We start from the raw sequence: 20,407 nt of genomic DNA, 5'->3' as shown, positions 1-20,407 counted from the left end.
CCGTCCCTCTCCGGCCGTCCTGGCCCCCGGGCCCTACAAGCCCTACAAGCCCTACAAGCATCCCCCGGTGGACGTGGTCAGTACGACGGGCGGGAGCCGGCCCGGGCGGCCCTGGCCACGGCGACCACCGCCCGCTCCAGCGCGAAGGCCGGGTCGTCGGAGCCGCCCTTGACGGCGGCGTCCGCCTGCGCGATCGCGGTCAGCGCCACGGCCACGGCGTCGCCGGTCCAGCCGCGCATCTGCTGCCGCACCCGGTCGACCTTCCAGGGCGGCATGCCCAGCTCGCGTGCGAGGTCCGCCGGACGCATGTTCCGTCCGGTCGTCGCCAGCCGCCCGATACTCCGCACACCGGACGCCAGCGCGTAGGTGATACCGGTCGGCGGCTGCCCCACGGCGAGCGCCCAGCGCAGCCGCTCCAGCGCCTCGGCGGCCCGACCGGTGACCGCGAGGTCCGCCACCTCGAAGCCGGTCGCCTCGGCCCGGCCGCTGTAGTAGCGGGCCACCACGGTCTCGTCGATCGTGCCCTCGACGTCCGAGGTCAGCTGGCTGCACGCGGCCGCCAGTTCACGCAGATCACTGCCGAGCGCGTCCAGCAGGGCCTGGCAGGCCTCCGGCGTCGCCGCGCGTCCGAGCGTCCGGAACTCGCCTTTGACGAACGCCAGCCGCTCGTTCGCCTTGGCCAGCTTGGCACAGGCGACCTCCCGGCCTCCTGCCTTCCGCCCCGCGTCCAACAGGCCCTTGCCCTTGGCGCCGCCCGCGTGGACCAAGATGATGATCACTTCTTCGGCGGGGGCCTCGATGTACGCCTTGACCTCCTTCACGGAGTCGGCGGAGAGGTCCTGCGCGGCCCTGACCACGATCACCTTGCGCTCGGCGAACAACGAGGGCGTGGTGAGCTCGGCCAGGCTGCCGGGCTGGAGGCTCCCTGGCGCGAGATCCCGCACGTCGGTGTCCGGGTCCGCCGCCTTCGCCGCGGCCACCACCTGGGCGACCGCGCGATCCAGCAGCAACTCCTCCTGGCCGACCGCGAGGGTCAGCGGGGCGAGCAGGTCGTCGGGTGCACTCTTCCTGGCCATCGCCTACCAGCATCCCACGGGGTACGGACACCGCTTGCCCACCCGTCCGCCGCTCACGGGACAATGGCCCGGTGACCGAAGATCCCACCACCGACCAGCCCGGCGGCTTCGACCCCGGCGCCCGGCAACTGCTCGTCCTGCCCGACCGCGATGCCGCCGAGGAGGCCGCGGAGGAGCTCGGCTTCGACCACCCCGACCTCGGCGAACTAGAAATCGTCCGCGACGCTCTCGCCGGCGAGGACGACGCCGAGGACGCCCAGTGGCTGGTGGTCCTGGAGCCTCCGGACTCCGGCTGGACCCCGGACCGCCTCCGCGCCCTCGACGCCCTCGCCGCCACTCACGAGGGCTGGCGGGAGCAGGGCTGACCGCCGCTGCCTCTCGCGGACGGCCTCCACCGGTGGCCTCGCACAGGAAGTCGGCGGGTCCGACTTCCTGTGCGAGGCGATCGCGAACAACAACGTGTTCCCCGGGCTCCCCCCCCACCCCCTCCCCGCCTCCTCCCTGGCCCCTGGCCCGCTCCCCTGGCCCGCAGCCCCGCTCGGGGGTGGGAGGAGGGCGGATCTCCGGGGGGGTCACCCCGGCGGGGCACGCCGCCCGGGGGCCGCGTGCGGACCCTGCGCGTGGACGACGGCTCCGAGGCGGGCCGGGGAGTCCCCCGTCACCGCGATGTCACCGACGCGGTCCGTCCGCAGCACCGTGGCCCCCAACGCGCGCAACCGGTCCACCGTCCGAGGCGACGGGTGGCCGTACGGATTGCCCGCACCACAGGAGATCAACGCCAGCCGAGGGCTAAACGCCGCAGTCAGGGACCAGTCCTGATGGGCCGAGCCGTGGTGGGCCACCTTCAGCACGTCCACGCGCGCACGGCCACCGGCCGCACTGAGCCGGCTCAGCAGCGCCTCCTGCGCCGGCGGCTCCAGATCGCCCAGCAGGGCCAGCCGCAACCCGCCCGCCAACGTCACCAGCACCGCGACGCTCGCGTTGTTCGCGCCTGAGGCCACCAGCGGTTCCGCTCCGTCCGGCCACAGCACCTCCCACGACACCTCCGACCCCGCCGAGCGTCGCTCCCCGCGCCCCGCCCGCATCAGCGGCACCCCGGCCGCCGCCGCCCACGCCGCCACCCTGGCTGCCTCGCCCGGCGGGTCGTCCAGCACCGTCCCCTCCAACGCCCCGACCCGTCGGCCCCGCAGCACGCCGGGCAACCCCTCGACGTGATCGGCATGGAAGTGGGTCGCCAGGATCAGCGGCACCCGGGTGATCCCGAGGTCGCGCAGGCACCGGTCGGCCGTCCGGGGATCCGGCCCGGCGTCCACCACCACGGCACTGTCCGGCGGGTCGTGGCCCTCCCCGACGACGGGCAGCACCAGCATGTCCCCCTGCCCGACGTCGCACATGACCAGCCGCCAGCCCGGGGGCGGCCAGCCGGTCGCGACCCTGGCGAGCAGCGGTGGCCGGAACAGCACGGCGAGCAGGGCCAGCAGGAGCACGCCCGTCACCACCGGCCGGAGCCTGCCGCGCGGCGCTCGCCGTCCCCCCGGGCCGGCGCGGCGGGGCAGCAGCAGCGGAACCGTCCAGCAGAACGCGACCGTCCCCACGGCGAGCGTGGCCGTGCCGACGAGGCCGCCCGACCAGGACAACCGGGCCCCCGGAAGCTCGGCTCCGTGCCTGGCCACCGCGGCCAGCCAGCCGGCCGGCACCGCGGCCGGTTCGGCCAGCAGCCTGGCCAGCGCCGGGGAGAGCGGATCGACCGCGAGGACCGCGAACCCGAGCAGGGTCGCCGGGGCCACCGCCAGCTCGGCCAGCAGGTTGCACGGGACGCCGACCAGGCTGACGTGCCCGGAGAGCAGCACCGTCACCGGCCCGCAGAGCGCCTGGGCCGCAGCCGTCGCCCCGACGGCACCCGCGAGGCGGTCCGGCCAGCCACGGGCCCGCAGGGCGTCCGCCCAGTGCGGGCCGAGAACCAGCAGTCCGGTGGTGGCGAGCACCGACAGCAGGAAGCCGAAGGAGCGAGCCAGGTACGGGTCGAGGAGGACCAGGAGCAGGGCGGTGCCCGCCAGGGCCGGCACCGCCTGGCGGGGGCGGCCGGTGGCCAGCGCCAGCAGTCCGAGCAGTCCGGTCCCCGCCGCCCTGAGCACGCTGGGTTCCGGACGGCAGATCGTGACGAAGGCCAGCGTGACAACGGCTCCGAGCAGCGCGCTGGTGCGCAGCGGGATCCCGAACAGGGCGGCCAGGCCGCGCCGTTCGGCGGTTCCGGCCCGGCCCGGCGCGCCCAGCAGTACGCCGAGCACGATCGCGAGGTTCGCTCCGCTGACGGCGACCAGGTGGGCCAGGTCGGTGCTCCGGAACGCCTCCCGGAGCTCGTCGGGCAGGCGCGACGTGTCCCCCACCACCAGACCGGGCAGGAGCCCTCGCGCGTCCGGTGGGAGGTGGTCGGTCGCCGCGCGCAACCCGGACCGCAGGCGGCCGGCGATGCGTTGCGCGACGTTCGGCGGCGCGAGCTGTCGCGGCTCGCCGTGCACGATCAGGAGTGCCGCCGACGCGTCGTCCCGCTCCCCCGCCGGGCGGACCGTCGCCGCGACGGCCAGTTCGGTCGAGGGCAGCAGGCGCTCCCAGGTGTCCGTCCCGTCCCCTCGGACCATCACCGTGACCGGTGTCCGGGTACGGACCGTGTGCGGGCCCGGGCCGGGGAGGGGGCCGTCCGGGACGGCGACCCGGTCCACGACCGCGTCCACGGTGAGCAGCCGTTGTCCGGTGCCGGATCCCCCGGTCCGTGAGGTGTGTACGTGGGGATCGCCGGTGACGGTCAGTTCGACGTCGACGTCCGGGGCGGGAAGGGCGGCGCGGGCCAGCTCGGGCAGCGGGCCCCGGTGCAGGTCGGCGGTGTGGAGGAAGGTGGCGCCCGCGGCAGCGGCCCCGGTGAGCAGCAGGGCTGCCAGTGTCACGGCGGCGGAACGGCGGCGGCCGGTGCCCGGGGGGCGGACGAGCAGGACGAGCCCGAGGAGTCCGGCCGCCCCTGCGGCCGGGAGAAGAACCGCCCCGTGACCGGGCCCCGTCCCGAGGGCCGCAGCCGAGACCGCCCAGGCGGACACGGCGGGCAGGAGCAGGCGGAAGTCGCTCGGCCGCGTCGTGGTCGGTGTCGGGCTCTTCCTCGTGACGGCGGTGAGGGCGGTGGTGGCGATGACGGCACCTCCTTCCGGGCAGGGGTGGGTACGGGAGCCGCCGGTGGGAGCGGTCCGGACGGTCGTCAGAGGGTGAGCAGCGGTTTGATCTCCGTATAGGTCCGCTCCCCGATGCCACTCACCTGCCGGAGCTGGTCGATCGAACGGAACGCGCCGCCGTGCGAAGTGCGGAAGGCGATGATCCGCTGGGCCAGGGTCGGACCGACGCCCGGGAGGGTGTCGAGCTGTTCGAGGGTGGCGCGGTTCAAACTGACGGGCTGCTTCGGCGCACCGGCCGGCGGTGGCCCGGTTGCCGCACCGGCGGCCGGCTGGAGGCCGGGTTCGCCGACGAGGATCTGCTCACCGTCCGTCAGTACGCGGGCCAGGTTGAGGTTCCTGGTGTCCGTCCCCGGCAGCGGGCCGCCGGCCTCGCGCAGGGCGTCCGCGACCCGGGAACCGCCGGGCAGGGTGTGCAGCCCCGGCGAGTGGACCCGGCCGCCGATGTCGACCACCACCGGGGCGGACGCGCCCGTGCCCGCGGCGGTGCCGCTGTCCGCAGCGCCCGTCCCGGGGCCGCCACCGGCCTCGGGACCGGCCAGGCCCGACAGCGGGGTGCCGGGCCCCACCGAGGCGACCGCCACCGCCGGCACGTCGACGGATTGCGGCCTGGCCAGCCAGAAGTGCTGGACGCCGTAGCCCACGGCGAGCAGCAGCAGGACGAGCAGTCCCGCCACCGCCCGCCGGTCGAGGGCGTGGGCCGCGCCCGCCCACGGGTACGCGCCCGCCGGTACGACGGCCGGGCTCCCGCCGGGCGGCCCGGTCGGCAGGCTGTCGGACAGGGGTTCGCCCGGCCCGTCGGGCGGCACACCGTGCGGTGGAGCGGGTGCCGCGTCCGGTCGCCCGCGGGGCGGCCCGGTCCCGGCCGGTTCACCACCGGCCAGGGAGCCACCCGCAGGAAAGTCACCCGCAGGAAAGTCACCGACAGGAAGGTCCTCGGCGAAGAGGCCGGCGTGCAGGGGCCCGCCGCTCGGCGGCCCACCGGCCGGGGAGGCTCCGGCGCGCTCCGCCGCCCGCGCCCGGGCCGCGGGCTTCTCGTACACCGACAGCTCTTCGGGCGGCTCCTCGGCGGCCGGCAGCAGTGCCGCCATCCGCAACCCCGCGGTCTCGGTGATGTGCTGAATCCGGCGGCGCCTTGTCGCGCCGATGCGCATGCTCGTCATGCGGAGCACGGTAGGAGTCGCTGCGGAGTCGCGCGGAAGTTGCCGAAGCCCTGTGGAAAACCGGGGGGCTGTGGAGAGAAGATGTCACCCACAGGGGGTAGTTGACCACGTGCGCATTGACGGTACGCCGGCTCCACGGGCCCCCGAGCCTACGAAGCGTTCCGCCACCGGCCCGTTCGCAGCAACCCCCTGGCCGCGACTCACGGGAGCCGGCCGGAGCCACCCGCGCCGGGCCCACCGGGCCCACCGAGGTTCACCGGAGCCCACCACGACTCACCGGGGTGAGACCACCACCGCCAGCAGCCCCGGTCCGACGTGCGCACCGATCACCGCACCGACCTCACCCACGTACAGGTCGCGCAGCCCCGGTACCCGCCCGCGCAGCCGCTCCGCGAGCGGCTCGGCCCGGTCCTCCGCGGCCAGGTGGTGGACCGCGATGTCGACCTCCTGCTCCCCCGCCCGATCGACCGCGATCTCCTCCAGCCGGGCGATCGCGCGGGACGCCGTCCGGACCTTCTCCAGGGGTTCGATCCGCCCCCCGTCCAGGTGCAGCAGCGGCTTGACCGCCAGCGCCGAACCGAGCAGCGCCCGAGCGGCGCCGATCCGGCCGCCCCGGCGCAGGTACTCCAGCGTGTCGACGTAGAAGAAACCGCTGCTCACGGCCGTCCGCCGGGTGGCGGCCTCCGCGGCCTCGTCCAGGCCACGCCCGGCCGCGATCGCCTCGGCAGCCGCGAGCACCCCGTACCCGAGCGCCATGCCGACCAGTCGGCTGTCCACCACCCGGACCGGGACGGGCGACTCCGCGGCGGCCAGCCGGGCCGCCTCCGCCGTCCCCGAGAGTTCGCCGGAGATGTGCACCGAGACGATCCCCTGCGCGCCGTTCTCGGCGGCCGACCGGTAGGCGGCCGCGAACGACTCCGGGCTGGGCCGTGAGGTGGTCACCCGGTGTCGGCCCCGCAACGCCTCGGCGACGTCCTTGGGAGAGATCTCGACCCCCTCCGCGAACACGTCGTCACCGACCGCGACGCTCAGCGGGACCACCGTGATGCTGTGCCTGTCGACCGCTTCCTGGGGCAGGTAGGCCGTGGAATCGGTGACAAGCGCGAGGTCGGCGGGCATGAGGCGGAGGTTACCCCCCCGCATGGCCCGGGCGACAGCGCCCGGACGCCGTGCTCAGCCCGCCGAGGGACCGGCCGTAGGCTTCCGCAGCCGGTGCGCCAGCTTGGCCAGCGGGTCGGAGAGACCCAGCAGCTCCTCCGCGCTCGGCCGACCGCTCGTTCCGTCCGGCAGCGCGTTCCGGGCCGCCCCGTCCCGCGCGGCCTCACGCGCGGCGCCCGAACCGGCCGCCCCGACGCTCACCGCGCCCGAACGCGCCCCGCTGGCAGCACCCGCGCCCGCAGCGCCCGCAGCTGCGTCCCAGTGGCGCAGCGCCCCCGCCTCGTTCTCGCACTCCTGGCTCAACCGGCCCAGCTCGTCGTCCGCGAACCGGTGCATCCGGTCCTGGGCGGCCCAGCGCATCGTCTCCGCGGAGTGGGTGATCCGCTCGGCCCGCTCCCGCAGCTCGGGCAGCTTCGCCGCGATCCGGCCGACGTCGGGCTCGCGCTCCAGCGTCCGCAGCTCGCCGTCCAGCTCGGCCGCGTGGGTGTCCAGTCGGGCCAGCAGCGCGAGCGACTCGGTGAGCTGGCCGTCCTGGGTGAGGCCGCCCTCCAGGACCTGCCGGGTGCCGCTCAGGGAGGTCCGCAAGCCCAGCCGGACGGCGGAGATCTGGCCCTGCGGGCCGGTCTGGGTGTAGGTCTTGGCCTTGAGGGTGACGTTCTCCACCGCACGCCGGGCCTTGGCCTCCTGGCGTTCCATCTTCTCGCCGACCGCACGGGCCGCCTTCACCACGCCGACCACGACGAGCGCAGCCACCACGAGCCCGAACAGCAGGGCCAGTCCGACCATCACGCCGAGCACGTCCATCACGAGCCACCTTCCGCCAGCCGAACCGGCCCCCACCGGTCCCAACGCGGGCCGGACCACCGAGGGTTCCACCGTAGCCCCCGTACTCGCCGGGGAGGAGACCGATCGGGCCCGGCGGGCCCGAGATCAGGGACAGATCCGGGATCACCCCGAGAGCACCCGGCCGCTCCGGCGCCCGTTCTGCCCATACCCGCTCCGCCCATACCAGCCCTGCCCGCACCCGCTCCGCCTGCGCGCGCCCGGCGGGGCCTGCCCCGGAACGCCGCGGGGCGGGCGCCCCCGAAGGGACACCCGCCCACAGCTCGCCGTCCGAACGTCCTCACGCCGGTCGGCGTCACCCGGTCGGCCTCGGCCGGCGGACGTCGCCGACCGGGCGTGGCCGACCGACGTCAGCCGGTGACGATGTTGACCAGCTTCGGCGCCCGTGCGATCACCTTGCGCACCTGGGCCCCACCGATCGCCGCGACGACCGCCGGGTCGGCCAGCGCCAGCGCCTCCAGCTCGGCGTCCGAGATCGAGGGCGCGACCTCCAGCCGGGCCTTGACCTTGCCCTTGACCTGCACGACGCAGGTCACCGACTCGTCGACCACGAACGCCGGGTCCGCGACCGGGTAGTCGGTGTGGGCCAGCGACTCGACGTGGCCCAGCCGGCGCCACAGCTCCTCGGCGATGTGCGGGGCCAGCGGGGCGACCATCAGCACCAGCTGGTCGGCCACCTCGCGCGGCGTCGAACCGCGCTTCACCAGGAAGTTGTTCAGCTCGATCGCCTTGGCAACGGCCGTGTTGAAGCGCAGCCCGGCCATGTCGCCGCGGATGCCGTCGATGGCCTTGTGCAGCGCGCGCAGGGTCGGCTCGTCGGCCGGCTCGTCCACGACGACCAGCTCACCGGTCGTCTCGGAGACGACGTTGCGCCACAGCCGCTGCAGGAAGCGGTACGAGCCGACGACCGCGCGGGTGTCCCAGGGACGGGAGACGTCCAGCGGGCCCATCGACATCTCGTACAGGCGCAGCGTGTCCGCGCCGTACTCGTCGGCGATCTCGTCCGGGGCGACGGCGTTCTTCAGGGACTTGCCCATCTTGCCGGCCTCGCGCTTGACCGGCTCGCCCTGCCAGGAGTAGGCGCCGTCGCGCTCCTCCACCTCGGTGGCGGGCACCGGGAAGCCGCGCTCGTCACGGTAGACGTCGGCGGTGATCATGCCCTGGTTGAACAGCTTGTGGAACGGCTCGACGGACGAGACGTGGCCCAGGTCGTGCAGCACCTTGTGCCAGAAGCGGGCGTACAGCAGGTGCAGCACGGCGTGCTCGGCACCGCCGACGTACAGGTCGGCGCCGCCGCCCGGCTTCTGCTCGGTCGGGCCCAGCCAGTACCGCTCGTTGGCCGGGTCGACGACGTCGGCGCCGTTCGTCGGGTCGACGTAGCGCAGCTCGTACCAGCAGGAACCGGCCCAGTTGGGCATGGTGTTGGTCTCGCGGCGGTACTTCCTGACGCCGTCGCCCAGGTCCAGCTCGACGTTGACCCAGTCCTCGTTGCGGGACAGCGGGGTCTTCGGCGAGGAGGTGGCGTCGAAGGGGTCGTAGGTGTGCGGCGAGTAGTCGTCGACCTCGGGGACCTCGACGGGCAGCATCGACTCGGGCAGCGCGTGCATGACGCCGTCCTCGTCGTAGACGATCGGGAAGGGCTCGCCCCAGTACCGCTGGCGGCTGAACAGCCAGTCGCGCAGGCGGTAGTTGACGGTGCCCTCGCCGATGCCGCGCCCGGCCAGCCAGGCGGTGACGGCGGCCTTGGCGTCGACGACGCCCAGGCCGTTCAGCGAGATGCCGTCCTCGGCCCCGTCCGCGTGCGCCGAGTTGACGATGACGGCGTCGTAGGTGTCGAACGCGTCGTCCCAGTCGTGCGGGTCCTCGCTGCGGCCGTCGGTCGGCTCGACGACGCAGCGCATCGGCAGTTCGAAGGCGCGCGCGAAGGCGAAGTCGCGGTGGTCGTGGGCGGGGACGGCCATGATGGCGCCCGTGCCGTAGCCCATCAGCACGTAGTCGGCGATGAACACCGGTACGGGCTCGCCGCTGACCGGGTTGACGGCGTAGGAGCCCGTGAAGACGCCGGTCTTGACCTTGGCCTCGACCTGGCGCTCGACGTCGGACTTGGCGGCTGCGGCGGCGCGGTAGGCGGCGACGGCCTCGGCGGGGGTGGCGGCGGCGCCGGTCCACTCCTCCCGGGTGCCCTCCGGCCAGGACGCCGGCACGATCGCGTCGACCAGGTCGTGCTCGGGGGCCAGCACCATGTAGGTGGCGCCGAACAGGGTGTCGGGACGGGTGGTGAAGACGGTGATCTTCTCGGCGTCACCGGTCGGCGTGTCGACGGCGAAGTCGACCCGGGCGCCCTCGGAGCGTCCGATCCAGTTGCGCTGCTGCAGCTTGATGGCCTCGGGCCAGTCCAGCAGGTCCAGGTCCGAGATCAGCCGGTCCGAGTAGGCGGTGATCCGCATCATCCACTGGCGCAGGTTGGACTTGAACACCGGGAAGTTGCCGCGCTCGGAGCGGCCGTCCGCGGTGACCTCCTCGTTGGCCAGCACGGTGCCCAGGCCGGGGCACCAGTTGACCGGCACCTCCTTGGCGTAGGCCAGCCGGTACTCGCCCAGCACCTCGTCGCGCTCGGCGGCGCTCAGCGACGCCCAGGCCCGGCCGCCCGGTACCTCGCGCGAGCCGTCCTCGAAGCGGGCGATCAGCTCGGTGATCGGGCGGGCCTTGCCGGCCTGCGCGTCGTACCAGGAGTTGAAGATCTGCAGGAAGATCCACTGCGTCCAGCGGTAGTACTCCGGGTCGATCGTGGAGATCGAGCGGCGCGGGTCGTGGCCCAGGCCCAGCCTGCGCAGCTGCTGGCGCATGTTGGCGATGTTGGCTTCGGTGGAGATCCGCGGGTGGGTGCCGGTCTGCACCGCGTACTGCTCGGCGGGGAGGCCGAACGCGTCGTAGCCCAGGGTGTGCAGCACGTTGTGGCCGGTCATCCGCTGGTAGCGGGCGAAGACGTCGGTGGCGATGTAGCCCAGCGGGTGGCCGACGTGCAGGCCCGCGCCCGACGGGTAGGGGAACATGTCCATGATGAAGCTGTGCGGCTTCGCGGCGACGTCACCGGCTGCCGGGTCGGCCAGGTCACCGGCCGGGTTGGGGGCGTGGAACGTCCCCTCCTTCTCCCAGATGTCCTGCCAGCGGGACTCGATCTCCGCCGCCAGGGCGGCGCTGTACCGGAACGGCTCGGTCGCGGTCTCGGCCGCGCCGGACGCAGGGGTCGTCTCGCTCATGGTCCTTCAAGCTCCATCGATGTCAGTTGGCGAACCGGCGCGCCGGGCCGGCTGCGGCGAACGGCGCCCGGGCCGGGAAACCCGGGCGGAGACCGGGCGAACACCCGGGCGGAAAACAAAAAAGCCCCTCGCAGGAGGGGACGCCACGCCGACTCCGGCTCCGCCCGAGGGCGCGGCCGGTCCTGGTCAGCGCGGCCGGCTAAGGAGCAGGCGCACGGTTCGCATGGGCTCAGGGTACCGCAAGGGGGTCAGCCCCCTCCCGGCCGTTCCCGCCGGTGGATCCGCAGCGCCCGCGGCAGCGGCCCGGACGGGTATTCCGGACGGACGGCCCGGGGCGGTATTCCGGGCGGTCCGTCCGGACGCCGATCGGGCCCACGTTTCGGGCGGCGGCCCGGCGGGCGGTCGGACGCCGATCGGGACAGCGCTTCAGGACTGCGGTTCGGGACTGCGCTTCAGGACTGCGGTTCAGACCGCGACGGCGGTTCCGGCGGTCTCCTCCGCACCCCCACGGGTGGTTCCGGGACGGGCGCCCGCGGCAGTACCGCCGACCGCACCACCGTCACGCGGCCCTGGCACCTCCGCCACCCCCGGAACATCTGCCGAGGCCGCAGCCGCCTCCGTCGCCGTCGCCGCCCGGAACGCCGCGTCGATGTCGCGCAGCGCCCGCGCGACCCGCTCCGACTGCATCCCTGCGGCCAGCGCCCGGGCCTCGTCTGCCGTGGCGATCGCCGAAGCCGTGTCACCCGTGCGGCGCCGGGAGTCGGCCAGCCTGACCATGAGGAGGGCCCGGGCCCGCGCCCGGTCGGGTCCGAGGCCCGCCACCGCCTCGGCCAGCAGGGCCTGGGCACGCCGGTGGTCGCCCAGGAAGAGGTACCCCTCCCCCACCATGCCCGCCAGATCGGCCCGCACCTCATCCGGGCCGGCAGCTCCGCCGACCCCGTGGGCCGTCCCGGCCCCGTCACCTCCGCCGAGCCCGTCGTCTCCGCCGTACCCGTCCGCCTCGGCGCCCCCGGCGACCGCTCGCCCCGCACCGGCGGCGGTGCCCACCCCGACCGCGCCCAGCTCCGTGAAGGCCCGCTCCGCGGCCTCGGCCAGGGCGTCCCCGTCGCCCCGCCGTCCGTACGCGCGCGCGATCCGTCCGAACTGGAGCGCCCGGTCGGCCGGACCGAGCGCGTCCCCGGCCGCCGCCACCGCCTCCGCCAGCACGGTGGCCACGTCCGGCCCGCGTCCGCCCGCCCCCTGGGTGGCCAGCACCACCAGGCCGCCCACCACCGCCACCCCCTGCCCGTGCTCGCCGCTCACGTGCGCAGCGCGCAGCGCGGCCGCGAACGCCCGCTGGGCGGCGGCCTCGTGGCCGAGGTCGTAGGCCGCCCAGCCGGCCAGCCCGGCCAGTCGGCTGGCCGCGCCGTACAGGGCCCGGCCGAGCGGTTCGTCGTAGGCGCCGAGCTCCAACAGCTTGGCGACCATGGCCAGTTCGGCACGCGCCGGTCCGAGGACGAGTCCGCCGCCGCAGGAGCGTTCCAACCGGAGCTTGCTGCGGTACCCGAGGTCGAGTTCACCGACCAGGCCGGGAGCGATGCGCAGCACGCCGTCACCGCCGGCGACGGGCGGCGGCGGGGTGGTCAGCCGGCGGGCCGCCTCGGCGAGGTCCGAGTCGCGGAAGAGGTCGGCCAGGCGGACCGGTCCGGCATCGGTGGCCGCCTCACGCAGCGCGGTCTGCGCGGTGTCGGCCGTCCACGGGTCGGCGAGCAGCCGCGGGGAGAGGATCTTGGCGCCCCGGTGGCCGCCCATCCGGCCCCAGAGCTGCTCATAGGTGACGGCGATACCGAGGGTGCGGCTGAGTACCTCGCAGACGGCCTGGTCGTGCGGACTGCGCGGGACCATGCCGCGGTCGCGCCACTTGTAGGGGGCGGTGGAGCTGATCGCCAGCCGCGCCGGCAGCGCGAGGTTGACCTCGCGGGCCAGCCGCTCCGGGTTCCAGCCGAGCTGGTGCAGTATCCGGGCGAGTTCCTCGTTGCGTCTGCGCTCCAGATCCGCCATGGCTCCGACGGTAGCGGTCCGCCGGGGCCGCACGCCCCGGCGTTGCGAAAAGCGGCGGTCGCCCCGCACCGGCCCGGCCCCGCCCGGCGGCCCCGGCCCCGGCCCCGGAGAACGCCGAAGGCCGCCTCCCGATCCGGGAGACGGCCTTCGACTTCTGTGGAGCTACGGGGAATTGAACCCCGGACCTCTTGCATGCCATGCAAGCGCTCTACCAACTGAGCTACAGCCCCTTGACTTGCAGTGTCACCGGGGGTTTCGTTCCGTTTCCCTCGGCGACATCGCCTACTTTACACGGTCGGAGGGGTGCTCCACGAATCCGTTCTCCGGGCTCAGCGCGCAGGCCCGCCGCACGGGTCCACGGCGCGGGGCAACCGCGCCGGCCCACCGCGCGGCCGGCCCGCGCGGTGAGCGCGCGGTGGGCGCGCGACCGGGCGCGCTACTCGGCCGGCGCCCGCCGGACCCGCACCGCGAAGAAGGCCGCGAGCGCCGCTCCCACGCCGGCCACGACCGTGGTGACGAGCAGTGCGTACCCGGAGTCCCGGGCGGGTGCCGGCATGTCGACCGAGCCGAGGAACACCGAGCCGAGCAGCGCCACCCCGGCGACCTGGCCGAGCTGGATGGTCGTGACCGTCACCCCGCTGGCATCCGCCGCGTCCGCCGGGGCGACCCGGCCGAGCGCCCGGGCGAACAGCGGCGCGTAGGAACAGCCCGCGACCAGCCCCAGCACGGCGGTCAGCAGCAGCGCGCCCGCACCGACCCCGGTACCGCCGCCCAGCATCAGACCGAGCAGCACGTAGCCGGGGGCGAGGAGCGCGGTGCCGAGGACCGGCAGGGCGCCGTGCAGTCGGCGGGGCAGCCGCTGCCAGTGCAGGCTCGCGACGCCGAAGCCGACCGCGATCGGCGCCGAGCAGAGTCCGGCGTGCAGCGCGCTGTAGTGGAGTCCGGTCTGCTGGTGCAGGGCGAAGGCGAACATGAAGCCCGCGAAGGCCGCCATGATCATGAACAGGGCGCCGGCCGCCGGAAGCAGACCGGCCGCTCCGAGGACCCGGCCGGAGATGAGCGGCTGCCCGCCGCGCCGCGCGATCCGCCGTTCGACCACCGCGAACACGACGACCAGGACGGTGCCGGCGCCGAGCATCGCCCAGCCCCAGGCGGGCCAGCCGAGTTCGTGGCCGAGCACCAGCGGCACCACCAGCAGGCCGAGGGCTGCGGCCAGCACGACCAGGCCGGGGACGTCGAAGCCGCGGTCGCGGTCCCCGGGCAGGTCGGGCAGCAGCCGGGCGCCGGCCGCGAGGAGCAGCAGCCCGATCGGCACGTTGACCAGGAACACGGGGCGCCAGCCCGAACCGAACAGGTCGGCGTTGACGAGGATCCCGCCGAGCACCTGACCGGCCGCCACGCCCCCGGCCAGCACGGCCGCGTAGAGCCCGAGCGCCCTGGTCCGGGCCGGTCCGGTGAAGGTCCGCTGCACCAGGCTCATCACCTGGGGCACCATCAGGGCCGCGCCGGCGCCCTGGAGCAGCCGGAACGCGATCAGCCAGCCGGTGGAGGGGGCGAGCCCGCAGGCCAGCGAGGCGGCGGTGAAGAGGGCCAGGCCGTACTGGAAGAGCCGGCTGTAGCCGTACCGGGCGCCCAGCCGGGCACCGGTGATCAGGAGGACCGCGTAGGCGACGGTGTAACCGGCCACGACGAACTGGAGGGCGGCGCCGGAGGCGCCCAGGTCGGCGCGGATGGTCGGCACCGCGACGTTGACGATGGCGGTGTCGAGGACGGCCGTGAACTGGCCGCAGAGCACGAGCGCGAGGAGCAGCCCGGGCCGGGTGCCCGGCGCTGCGGCGGGTGGGGCGCCGGGAGGGTCGGCGGGTGGGGCGGCGCCGGACGGGCCGCGCCGGGTCTGGAGATCCGTCATGGACCGAGCGTCACCGAGCACCGGTACCGGTGGTTAGAGCCTGCTGATCCTGGTACTGGCAGCACCCTGTCCGGCCCGGGCGGGCTGCGGCACGATGGCGGGTATGACCGTCCTGGACGACCGCGGCGCCGCCGGGCTCACGACCGAACGCCCCACCACTCCTCCCACCTCCACCACCGGCGGCGCCGCGCCCGGCCGCCGGGACCGCCGCCGGTCCGAGCTCGCCCGGTACCTGCGGGCCTGCCGGGCCCGGGTGGCCCCCGAGGAGGTCGGCCTGCCGCCGGGGCTGCGCCGCCGCACGCCGGGGCTGCGCCGGGAGGAGGTCGCACAGCTCGCCGGCGTCGGGGTGACCTGGTACACGTGGCTGGAGCAGGGGCGTCCGATCAACGCCAGCGAGCAGGTGGTGACCGCGGTGGCGCGGGCACTGCGGCTGGACGCGACCGAGCGCGAGCACCTGCTCCGGCTGGCCGAGGTAGCGGTGCGTCCGCCGGTGCAACCGGAGCCGCCCGTCCTGGACCCGTCGACCCAGGTGATCCTGGACGCGCTGGTGCCGCTCCCCGCCGCCGTCTCCAACACCCGGTTCGACGTGCTGGCCTGGAACGGACCGTACGAGGCCCTGTTCGCGGCGAGCCGGGCACGGACGGACGAGGGCTGGTTCAACAGCCTCTGGTGCACGGTGACCAGCCCCACGTGCTGCAACCCCTTCCTGAACCGGGAGGAGGCGCTGCCGCAGATGGTCGCGGTGCTGCGCAACGCGTACGGCAAGCATCTCGGCGAGCCTGTCTGGGAGAACCACGTGCGGGCGCTGGCCGCGGTGAGCGAGGACTTCCGGGAGCTGTGGGCCCGGCAGGAGGTGGCGCCGCAGCGGACGTCGTTGAAGGTCTTCCGGCACCCGGACGTGGGGGTGCTGCGGCTGAACGCGACCTACCTGACGATCCCGGGGGTGCCCGAGACGTTCGTGGTGGTCTACACGCCGGACGGGCCGGCGGACCGCGAACGGATCGAGCGGCTGGCCACCCTGCCGCCCGGCGGCTGGGCCAACCCGTGCGACCACTCCGACACCTGTCCCGACCGCTCCGGCGGAACGAGCTGAGCGACCGGCCCGACCGACCCGACCGGCGGCCGGACAGGGCACACGCGGCGAGCGCCGCCCGGCCGCAGCGCACGGCAAGAAGGCCGCCACCCGGTGGGTGGCGGCCTTCTCGTCGTCTGTGGAGCTACGGGGAATTGAACCCCGGACCTCTTGCATGCCATGCAAGCGCTCTACCAACTGAGCTACAGCCCCGCGACACGCACGGCCCTCGCGGACCGCAGGTGCGGAGTGGAGCTACGGGGAATTGAACCCCGGACCTCTTGCATGCCATGCAAGCGCTCTACCAACTGAGCTACAGCCCCGCACTCACCGGATTTCCCGCTTCCCTCACCGGGTTGCGTTTCCTCCGTGCGAACGAGGAAGACTCTAACCGGTCAGGCCCGGAACTGCGAAATCCGCTCCCCGTAGACCACTCCACGCCCCCTCCGCGCACCGCTCAGGTGTCGTCGCCGATCACCGGCTCCGGCAGCGTGCCGGCGTTGTGCTCCAGCAGTCGCCATCCGCGTGCGCCCCGGCCCAGCACGGACCAGCAGCAGTTGGACAGCCCGCCGAAGCACTCCCAGAGTTCCGGCTCCAGGCCGAGCATCCGCCCCAGCATGGTGCGGATGGTGCCGCCGTGACTGACGACGACCAGGGTGCCGTTCTCGGGCAGCTTGTCGGCCGCGTCGAGCACCACCGGCACCGAGCGGTCGGCGACCTCCGTGGAGAGTTCACCGCCGCCGCGCCGGACCGGCTCGCCCTGTGCCCAGGCCGCGTACTCCTCCGGGAACCGGGCGCGGATCTCGGCGTTGGTGAGGCCCTGCCAGGAGCCCGCGTAGGTCTCCTGCAGCCCCTCGTGGTGCTGCACGTCGAGGCCGGTGACCTTGGCCAGCTCCTCGGCGGTGCGCCGGGCCCGCTTGAGGTCGGAGGAGATCAGCAGGTCGGGGCGGAGGCCGGCGAGCAGCCGGGCGGCCCGCTGCGCCTGCAGCACGCCCTGCCCGGTCAGCTCGATGTCCGTGGTGCCCTGGAACCGCGACTCGAGGTTCCAGGACGTCTGGCCGTGCCGCCAGAAGACGATGCGCGGGCCCCGCGCGTCCCGGCTCAGCTGTAGTCCTCGGCGCCGAAGTCGTCCGCGGGCGCCTGCTCGGCCGGGGTGACGGCGTTGCCGACCGCGTCGGTGTGGGCGTCGGGACGGTTGCGGGAGGCCAGGGCGTCCTCCGGCAGGGGCAGCTCGGGGCAGTCCTTCCAGAGCCGGTCGAGCGAGTAGAAGGAACGCTCCTCGGAGTGCTGGACGTGCACCACGATGTCCAGGTAGTCGAGCAGGATCCAGCGGCCGTCGCGCTCGCCCTCCCGGCGGACCGGCTTGATGTCCAGCTTCTCGCGCAGCTGGTCCTCGATCTCCTCGGCGATGGAACGGACCTGGCGGTCGTTGTTGGCCGAGGCGATCAGGAAGGCGTCGGTGATCGACAGCACCTCGCTGACGTCGAACGCGATGATGTTGTGGGCCAGCTTGTCGGCCGCCGCCTGGGCGGCGACGTTGATGAGTTCCTGGCTGTGGTCAGTGACGGTCACGGTGTTCTTCCGGCTCGGAGGCTTGGGGCGCCCCGGAGCGCGGGGCGCCGGGATCGCCTTCCAGGATCTCACGCCGCCCCGGCGGCCCCGGAACCGTTTTCCGGAGCCGCCCGACGCGAGCCGGGTGCCTACTGCGTCTTCGGCGGGGCGTAGTCCTTGCCGAGAACGACCAGCAGGTCCGCGTTCTGCGCCTCGGCGACCTTCTTCACGGCCGTCTCCGGCAGGCCGAGGCTGGTCGCCAGCGACTTCGCGGCGGCCTGCCGGGCGTCGTCGGTGTAGCGGATCTCACTGGCCGGCTGCGGCGCGGTCTTGGCCCCGCCGGGGACGAAGGTGAGGCCGGCGGTGACCACCTGGACCTGTGCGGCGGCGGCCGCCTGGTCGTTCCCGGTGGCGTCCTGGACGGAGACGCGGGCCGGCGCGTCGGCGGAGGTGGCCGCCTTGACGGTGCCGCCCAGCACGTCCTTGACCTGCTTGCCGGCGGTGGCCTCGTCCAGCGTGCCGTCCGGCTTCACGGTCAGTGCGGTGGCACCGAACTGACCGTTCCTGGCCAGCTGGGCGAGCTGCGTGAGCACACCGGCCAGGGCGTCCTCGGGCAGCGAGGGGTCGAGCACCGCGTTCATCCGGTGGACGTCGTCCTTGGCGTCCTTGAACTCGACGGGCATGGTGCGCACCACCGCGTCCATCACCTGGCCGAACCGGGCCAGCTGGGCGTCACGGCTCTCGCCCTGGTTCTGCAGGGTGGCGTAGGCGACGGCCGCCTTCCCGTTCAGCAGGGTGTTCTTCCCGGCGGCGGAGAGCACCTTGCCGTCCGGCCTGCCGCCCTCGCGGGTCTCCGCGTCGGTGTCCACCCGGACACCGCCGAGCTGGGCGACCAGCAGTTCCAGGTACGGGGTGTCCAGCCGCCAGGTGCCGGCGACGGGGGCGCCGAGCACGGTGGCCAGGCCGTCGCGGGTTCCGGAGGCGCCGAGGCTGTCCATGGCCTGGCCGACGGTGGTGATCGGCGGGTCGCCCGGGCCGGGCAGCCGCAGGGTGTCCGGGAGCAGCAGGACGGTGCCCTTCTTGCCCGCGGCGTCGTTGACGAGCAGCGCGCTCGACACCTTGCCCTGCAGGTCGCGCAGGTGGACCACGTTGACCTGGCGCGGTCCGGCGGCGACGGCCGCGCTCTCCTTGTCACCGGTGAACCAGAGGTAGCCGCCGACGCCCGCGCCGACGAGCGCCAGCGCCGCGCCGGCGCCGATCAGCCGGTTGCGCAGCTTGCGGCGGCGTTCCGCGCGAACCTCGCTGCGGGACTCGGCGAACTTCAGCCAGTCGATGACGTCCTCGGAGTCCTCCCCCTCCTCGTCGTCGACGAAGGTGAACTCGCCGGTCGGGTAGTCGCCCTTGGGGGCCTTGCCCTTGGCGGCGCGGCTGCCGCCGACCTGCTCGGACGGCGGTTCGGGCCGGGCCGGGGCCGGCTCGGCGGCGGTCGGCCGGGGCAGCCGGGGGCGCGGCGTCACCGGGGCGGGCGCGGGCACGGCGGCGGGCGCCTCGGGCGCGGGCTGCTCCGGCTCGGCCACCAACGGCATCTGCGCGGTCGCGTACGGCTGCTGGGCCTGCTGCTGGTACGGGTCGTAGACCTGCTGCTGCTGGTACGGGTCCTGGTAGCCGTAGCCGCCCTGCTGCGGGAACGCCTGCGGCGCGGGCTGCACCGGCTGCCCGTACTGGTCGTACTGCTGCTGCTCACGCTGCTCGTACGGCTCGTACGCCGGCTCCTGCTGCTGCCCGCCGTAGCCGCCCTGCTGCGGGTAGCCCTGCTGGTACTGCTGCTGGTACTGCCCGGTGGACCAGTCGTCCTGCTGCGGGTACGCCTGCTGCGCGGGCTGCACCGGCCGGCCGTACTGGTCGTACTGCTGCTCGGGCTGCTCGTACGGCTCGTACAGCGGCTCCTGCTGTTGGTAGTCCTGCTGGTACTGCTGCTGGTACTGCCCGGCGGGCCAGTCGTCCGGCTGCCCCTGCTGCCCCTGCGGTCCCCTGCGATCGCTCATCCGTCGGCCCCTCCGGGATCAGGTCCGGTGCGGCGCGTAGAGCGCACGCTTGTCGATGTAGCGGACCACGCCGTCCGGGACGAGGTACCAGACCGGTTCGCCCTTGGCGACCCGGTTGCGGCAGTCTGTGGAAGAGATGGCCAGCGCCGGGACCTCCACCAGGGAGACCCCGCCCACCGGCAGCCCGGCGTCCGTCAGAGTGTGCCCCGGCCGGGTGCAACCGATGAAGTGGGCGAGCGAGAAGAGCTCGTCGGAGTCCCGCCAGGAGAGGATCTGGGCCAGCGCGTCGGCGCCGGTGATGAAGAACAGGTCGGCGTCGGGGTGCAGCGCCCGCAGGTCGCGCAGGGTGTCGACGGTGTAGGTCGGTCCCTTGCGGTCGATGTCGATCCGGCTGACCGAGAACTGCGGGTTCTCCGCGGTGGCGATGACCGTCATCAGGTAGCGGTCCTCGGCGGGCGTGACGTGGCGGTCGCTCTTCTGCCAGGGCTGTCCGGTCGGGACGAAGATCACCTCGTCCAGGTGGAACGCGCTGGCGACCTCACTGGCGGCGACGAGGTGTCCGTGGTGGATCGGGTCGAAGGTGCCGCCCATCACACCGAGGCGCCGCTTCACCGGCGCCGATCCGCCGGAATTCCCGGTCTGCTCTCCCATGGCGCCACACCTTACGCGACGCCCGTTACGGTGCGGGAACGCCCGGGGGCCAGGCCCTCCGGGCACACGTACGGGAGCGGCCGGCTACTCCGCCGGACGCTCCCCCGGGCCGTCGGCCGCCGGGTCGAGCGCCCGGCGGTCCTGCCTGCGGGCCTAGCGGTCCTTGTTGAAGCGGGTGGTCACGAAGAGCAGCAGCAGGAGGACGAACAGGGCGGCGCCACCCGTCAGGTACGGGTTGAGGCTGTCGTGGTTGCCCCCCTCGCCCTCGTTCGCGAGAAGGTTCAGGACGGGGAGTGCGGCGGCAGTGCTCATGGTCGGCGGACCTTCTCGGCTCGGTGACGGGCAGGAGGTGTCGTCGGGCCGGTGAGGGCCCGTCCGTCATCGTACGGGGGGTTACACGGCAACCGCTCGGCGGCCCACCGCG

General features: G+C 74.3%; 15 protein-coding genes and 3 tRNA genes. 2 read left to right on the top strand and 16 right to left on the bottom strand.

The genetic code is table 11. From position 1 onward, the window contains the following. Positions 1–77: 77 nt before the first annotated feature. Entirely contained in the window at positions 78–1,076 is a 999-nt protein-coding gene (holA, locus tag PUR61_RS41655; protein ID WP_329885165.1) for a DNA polymerase III subunit delta, read from the bottom strand. 71 nt (positions 1,077–1,147) lie between these two features. On the opposite strand from holA, the gene PUR61_RS41650 reads away from it, so the two are divergent. After that, positions 1,148–1,441 carry a hypothetical protein gene (locus PUR61_RS41650; protein ID WP_329885164.1) on the top strand — a complete coding sequence of 98 codons (294 nt, stop codon included), beginning with the start codon at positions 1,148–1,150 and terminating at the stop codon, positions 1,439–1,441. Between the two features lie 207 nt (positions 1,442–1,648). Here the strand turns inward: PUR61_RS41650 and PUR61_RS41645 are convergent, their stop codons facing one another. From PUR61_RS41645 to PUR61_RS41610, 8 genes are all read right to left on the bottom strand, one after another. Next, positions 1,649–4,018 (bottom strand): ComEC/Rec2 family competence protein, encoded by a 2,370-nt coding sequence (locus PUR61_RS41645; RefSeq protein WP_329885163.1) that lies wholly within the window; start codon positions 4,016–4,018, stop codon positions 1,649–1,651. 302 nt (positions 4,019–4,320) lie between these two features. After that, complete coding sequence (locus PUR61_RS41640; RefSeq protein ID WP_329885162.1) at positions 4,321–5,454, bottom strand: ComEA family DNA-binding protein; 1,134 nt, start codon at positions 5,452–5,454, stop codon at positions 4,321–4,323. A 273-nt stretch (positions 5,455–5,727) separates the two neighbouring features. Beyond that, complete coding sequence (locus tag PUR61_RS41635; protein WP_329885161.1) at positions 5,728–6,573, bottom strand: DegV family protein; 846 nt, start codon at positions 6,571–6,573, stop codon at positions 5,728–5,730. A gap of 54 nt (positions 6,574–6,627) precedes the next feature. Then, positions 6,628–7,416 carry a hypothetical protein gene (locus PUR61_RS41630; protein WP_329885160.1) on the bottom strand — a complete coding sequence of 263 codons (789 nt, stop codon included), beginning with the start codon at positions 7,414–7,416 and terminating at the stop codon, positions 6,628–6,630. A 389-nt stretch (positions 7,417–7,805) separates the two neighbouring features. Continuing rightward, positions 7,806–10,715 (bottom strand): leucine--tRNA ligase, encoded by a 2,910-nt coding sequence (leuS, locus tag PUR61_RS41625; protein WP_329885159.1) that lies wholly within the window; start codon positions 10,713–10,715, stop codon positions 7,806–7,808. A gap of 465 nt (positions 10,716–11,180) precedes the next feature. Continuing rightward, positions 11,181–12,755, bottom strand: a complete 1,575-nt coding sequence (locus PUR61_RS41620; RefSeq protein WP_329885158.1) for a hypothetical protein — start codon at positions 12,753–12,755, stop codon at positions 11,181–11,183. 157 nt (positions 12,756–12,912) lie between these two features. After that, a tRNA-Ala gene (locus PUR61_RS41615) sits at positions 12,913–12,985 on the bottom strand. A gap of 206 nt (positions 12,986–13,191) precedes the next feature. Then, positions 13,192–14,664 (bottom strand): MFS transporter, encoded by a 1,473-nt coding sequence (locus PUR61_RS41610; RefSeq protein WP_329885157.1) that lies wholly within the window; start codon positions 14,662–14,664, stop codon positions 13,192–13,194. A gap of 103 nt (positions 14,665–14,767) precedes the next feature. Between PUR61_RS41610 and PUR61_RS41605 the strand changes: the two genes are divergently transcribed. Next, a complete protein-coding gene (locus PUR61_RS41605; RefSeq protein WP_329885156.1) occupies positions 14,768–15,757 on the top strand; it encodes a helix-turn-helix transcriptional regulator in 990 nt (329 codons plus the stop codon). 119 nt (positions 15,758–15,876) lie between these two features. Here the strand turns inward: PUR61_RS41605 and PUR61_RS41600 are convergent. The 7 genes from PUR61_RS41600 to PUR61_RS41570 all read right to left on the bottom strand — a co-directional run bounded on the left by PUR61_RS41600 (position 15,877) and on the right by PUR61_RS41570 (position 20,295). Further along, a tRNA-Ala gene (locus PUR61_RS41600) sits at positions 15,877–15,949 on the bottom strand. A gap of 37 nt (positions 15,950–15,986) precedes the next feature. After that, a tRNA-Ala gene (locus PUR61_RS41595) sits at positions 15,987–16,059 on the bottom strand. Positions 16,060–16,193: 134 nt separating this feature from the next. Next, the gene (locus tag PUR61_RS41590; protein WP_329885199.1) at positions 16,194–16,841 is read right to left on the bottom strand and encodes a histidine phosphatase family protein; all 648 of its coding nucleotides are present in this window, start codon (positions 16,839–16,841) and stop codon (positions 16,194–16,196) included. After that, positions 16,838–17,308, bottom strand: coding sequence for a ribosome silencing factor (rsfS, locus tag PUR61_RS41585; protein WP_329885155.1), 471 nt, complete (start codon positions 17,306–17,308; stop codon positions 16,838–16,840). The genes PUR61_RS41590 and rsfS overlap by 4 nt, the downstream gene beginning before the upstream one ends. Positions 17,309–17,436: 128 nt before the next feature. Continuing rightward, positions 17,437–19,332 (bottom strand): LytR C-terminal domain-containing protein, encoded by a 1,896-nt coding sequence (locus PUR61_RS41580; RefSeq protein WP_329885154.1) that lies wholly within the window; start codon positions 19,330–19,332, stop codon positions 17,437–17,439. Positions 19,333–19,350: 18 nt separating this feature from the next. Continuing rightward, positions 19,351–19,983: a nicotinate-nucleotide adenylyltransferase gene (gene nadD, locus PUR61_RS41575; protein ID WP_329885153.1), complete on the bottom strand. Its 633-nt coding sequence runs from the start codon at positions 19,981–19,983 to the stop codon at positions 19,351–19,353. A 153-nt stretch (positions 19,984–20,136) separates the two neighbouring features. Further along, positions 20,137–20,295, bottom strand: a complete 159-nt coding sequence (locus tag PUR61_RS41570) for a hypothetical protein (RefSeq protein WP_327676842.1) — start codon at positions 20,293–20,295, stop codon at positions 20,137–20,139. Positions 20,296–20,407 lie beyond the last annotated feature (112 nt).

Origin of the sequence: Streptomyces sp. BE20 (assembly GCF_036322525.1) — a bacterium.
Taxonomy (GTDB): Bacteria; Actinomycetota; Actinomycetes; order Streptomycetales; family Streptomycetaceae; genus Kitasatospora.
The sequence above is the reverse complement of the archived record's forward strand: the minus strand, read 5'-3'. Positions and strand labels throughout refer to the sequence as shown.

Excerpts from the sequence above, each read along its gene's own strand:
- holA (WP_329885165.1), bottom strand. The coding sequence starts at position 1,076 with ATGGCCAGGAAGAGTGCACCCGACGACCTGCTCGCCCCGCTGACCCTC.
- PUR61_RS41640 (WP_329885162.1), bottom strand. The coding sequence starts at position 5,454 with ATGACGAGCATGCGCATCGGCGCGACAAGGCGCCGCCGGATTCAGCAC.
- PUR61_RS41635 (WP_329885161.1), bottom strand. The coding sequence starts at position 6,573 with ATGCCCGCCGACCTCGCGCTTGTCACCGATTCCACGGCCTACCTGCCC.
- PUR61_RS41630 (WP_329885160.1), bottom strand. The coding sequence starts at position 7,416 with ATGGACGTGCTCGGCGTGATGGTCGGACTGGCCCTGCTGTTCGGGCTC.
- leuS (WP_329885159.1), bottom strand. The coding sequence starts at position 10,715 with ATGAGCGAGACGACCCCTGCGTCCGGCGCGGCCGAGACCGCGACCGAG.
- PUR61_RS41620 (WP_329885158.1), bottom strand. The coding sequence starts at position 12,755 with ATGGCGGATCTGGAGCGCAGACGCAACGAGGAACTCGCCCGGATACTG.
- PUR61_RS41610 (WP_329885157.1), bottom strand. The coding sequence starts at position 14,664 with ATGACGGATCTCCAGACCCGGCGCGGCCCGTCCGGCGCCGCCCCACCC.
- PUR61_RS41605 (WP_329885156.1), top strand. The coding sequence starts at position 14,768 with ATGACCGTCCTGGACGACCGCGGCGCCGCCGGGCTCACGACCGAACGC.
- PUR61_RS41580 (WP_329885154.1), bottom strand. The coding sequence starts at position 19,332 with ATGAGCGATCGCAGGGGACCGCAGGGGCAGCAGGGGCAGCCGGACGAC.
- nadD (WP_329885153.1), bottom strand. The coding sequence starts at position 19,983 with ATGGGAGAGCAGACCGGGAATTCCGGCGGATCGGCGCCGGTGAAGCGG.
- PUR61_RS41570 (WP_327676842.1), bottom strand. The coding sequence starts at position 20,295 with ATGAGCACTGCCGCCGCACTCCCCGTCCTGAACCTTCTCGCGAACGAG.